The following is a 2,477-nucleotide window of genomic DNA, read 5'->3' as shown; positions in this document are numbered from 1 at the left end:
GGTGACGCTGGAGTAGTCACCGCCGTTGGGCAGCTGATGACGCTGCACCTCGGCGATCAGGTTGTCGACGGTGTCGAAGTGAAAGCGCGTCTCGCTGTGGCGGCTGGCCCTTGCCGCCTGTCGTTAGATAGAGCCAATAGCGGGTGCGTTAGTCGGTAGGGGGGGTTATGAGCTCTCGATATTTTCCCGGTTGCATTCCACATCCAGCTACGAAGAGCCCTATTTAGTTGCAGAAGATGGGGTTTGTTGGCCGTTTGATAATATACGAGACATTGTAATTAATAATTGCTTTCATGCATAGTTAAATGATGTGTTCTCATTGTCACGAACGGTTTTTGTGGGTTTTTTTCTAAATCTGTTTCCACAAATATTAGACTTCCCCCAATAGATACAATTAATAGTCCATCTTCTTCAATTGCTACCACCTCCCCAGTTAGCTCAATACTATCTTTTCCTTCCTTTATTTTTGGTTGTTTTGAGTTTGCTCCAAGTATTGTTGATCCCCACCAGAGTTTCTCGTCAATATCTATCTCAACATCATAATTCTCGTTTTTTATTGGCATATTTCCCAGCCATATAGCCTTCCCTCTTCCTAAGGGGCTGGCAAAGTTAACAAAAGTATTTTTATTGAGTACTTTGATCTCTTCGATTTTTACATTCATCGCGATGTCTTTCTCTGTGGAACCCTAATAACAGTGTTATCTACATTCATAACATTGTTTTCTGTATCCAGCGACCAGATTTCTTCGTGATAATGATGTTTGGTGGAGGAATTATTCATTTCATGGGAACCGTAACGGATACTGCGAGCACCATCTGAAGATACGATTCTATCGCGGTCGGGAGCACCCGTTCGAGGATGAATATCAGTGTGAGGTCCCGGACCCAAAAATTCGTCCCATCGGTCTGTTGCGTCCTCTGGTTTGACAGGTTTATTACTGTAGGTCTCATTGTGGTAACCCCGCCGAGGAACCCCCGAATCAGGACAGTTACACCCATTGTCCCTACTCAACCCCAGCGGATCCACCCATCCTGTCGGATTGGGGGCGTACATGTACAGGTTTTCGCCGCCGGCCAGTCCTATCGGGTCCTGGGTGGTGAAGCGTCCCGTCTCTGGATCATAGTACCGATGGCGGTTGTAGTGCAGCCCGGTTTCTTCATCCAGGTACTGACCCTGGAAGCGCAGCGGATTGTCGGTGGTGCTGGGATTGCCGTGGCCGTCACTGGCCTGGATGAGCTTGCCCCAGGCGCGGTAGTGGCCGACCCAGGCGAGCTTGCCGTTGGACTTGCCGTCGCATTCTGCCAGCTCCATCGGGGTGCCGAGGTGGTCGGTGTGGATGCTGTAGAGCGTCGGCTCGGTTGACTGGTATTCGGTGTAGAGCACCGCGCCGGTGCCGCTGCGGGTGTGGACGGCCTCGAAGCGGTTTTCGAGCTTGGCGGCGGGCACGAAGCTGTCGGGTTCGAACAGATAGATCACCCGCCGTTCGGGGGTGAGGCCGGGATACTCGAGCCGATGGCAGCGCTGGGCGATGGGCAGCGAGTGAGGCCGCTCGGGGTTCTCGCGGGCCAGTTCGAGCCGTTCGGGGCGAAACAGCGGCGGCAGGCCACCGACAAAGTGCTCTTCGCTTTGCAGCAGGTCACCGTCCCAGTTGAACACCGTCAGCTCACTGGGCTGGCCCTGGCGGTTCACCTCTTTCCACACCCGTCGGCCGAGGCCGTCGTAGGCGTAGCGGGCGCGCATGCGCGGCAGGGTGTCATCGCCCGCGGCGGGGGCATGGGGGTAGTAGCTGGCCTCGATCAGCCGGTGTTCGGGGTCGTACTGGTAGTGCCAGGTCTCACCGCCGGGGGCGATGCGTCGAGTCAGGTTGCCGCTGGCGTCGTAGTGGTAGTGGGTGCCGGCGTAGCGCTTGAGCAGGTTGCCCATGGCCGGCGACAGGCTGGCCGGTGCGCCTGGGTAATCGAGGCGAATGCGCTCCTCGGATCCGTGGTCGAGATGATCGCGGGGGCGCCCGCGTCGCCAGCGTGTGGCGTCGGAGGTTGTACCTTCGTTTCCTTTTTCGCCTCTTGTTTGTGGTGGCACGGGATCGACCAGATTGCCGGCCGGGTCGAAGGCGAACACTTCCTCGAGGCCGGGGGCGCTTGCCTGGCGCAGCCGGCCCAACGGGTCGTAGCCGTAGCGGGTGGTGCCACGCAGGTTGTCGTCCACCTGGCTGAGCAGGCCGTTGGCGCTGTAGTGCCACTGGCGCCTGACGGTGGGGTGTCGGGGGCGGTCCTCGACGGATGCTTCGAGGGTGCGGATGTGCTGCTCTAGCAGGCGTCCCAGCGGGTCGAAGCGTGATTCGACCTCGCGGCTGCCCTGGTGTCGGCGCACCTCGCGATGCAGGTCGTCGCGCTCGAAGGCCATCAGCTCGCGCTGGTCCAGGGTCATGGCGTGGACATGGCCGGAGCCATAGCGCAGCCAGGCCAGGGTCTGGCCG

General features: G+C 58.0%; 2 protein-coding genes. Both read right to left on the bottom strand.

The window, feature by feature from the left end:
- Positions 1-278: 278 nt before the first annotated feature.
- Positions 279-662, bottom strand: coding sequence for a hypothetical protein (locus C6W88_RS21475; RefSeq protein ID WP_146164696.1), 384 nt, complete (start codon positions 660-662; stop codon positions 279-281).
- Positions 659-2,477 (bottom strand): RHS repeat-associated core domain-containing protein (locus C6W88_RS22020; RefSeq protein ID WP_197037168.1); only part of this gene is annotated, 1,819 nt, incomplete at its 5' end. The genes C6W88_RS22020 and C6W88_RS21475, both read right to left, overlap by 4 nt.

Origin of the sequence: Halomonas litopenaei (genome assembly GCF_003045775.1) — a bacterium.
Taxonomy (GTDB): domain Bacteria; phylum Pseudomonadota; class Gammaproteobacteria; order Pseudomonadales; family Halomonadaceae; genus Halomonas; species Halomonas litopenaei.
This window is presented reverse-complemented; position numbering and strand designations above follow the sequence as displayed.